Consider the following 460-nt stretch of genomic DNA (forward strand, 5'->3'; position numbering starts at 1 on the left):
TCCAGGAACGGTTCGCCCGAGGCCCGCGCGAGCGCCGCCGCCAGCGTCCACCCGGCGCAGAACAGCACCACCCGGCGCCGGTTCACCCCCGGCAGCACCACGCACAGGGCGAACAGCGCGTAGAACCGCACCTCGGCCCAGAGCGTCCAGCACACCCCCAGCACCCGGTCCGCGCCCAGCGGCTGCTGCAACAGCGTCAGGTTGAGCAGGGCGTCGCTGGGGGAGACGGCCTCGTACGCGACCATCGGCAGCGCGAACACCGCCGTCACCAGCACGACCGCCGCCCAGTACGCGGGCAGCAGCCGCGAGGCGCGCGAGGCGAAGAACGCGAGCGGCGTGCGCCCCCAGCCGCTGAGGCAGATCACGAAGCCGCTGATCACGAAGAAGACCTGCACCCCGAGACAGCCGTACGCCAGCCAGGTGTGGGCCGTCGGAAACTGTACGGCGGCCGAGCTGCCCC

The 460-nt window shown here is 72.8% G+C and carries 1 protein-coding gene; it reads right to left on the reverse strand.

The window, feature by feature from the left end; translation table 11 throughout:
- Positions 1 to 460: acyltransferase family protein (locus V2J85_RS40615; protein ID WP_330824392.1), on the reverse strand; the 460-nt coding region annotated here is incomplete at both ends.

This window comes from Streptomyces bugieae (assembly GCF_036352915.1).
GTDB lineage: Bacteria > Actinomycetota > Actinomycetes > Streptomycetales > Streptomycetaceae > Streptomyces > Streptomyces endophytica.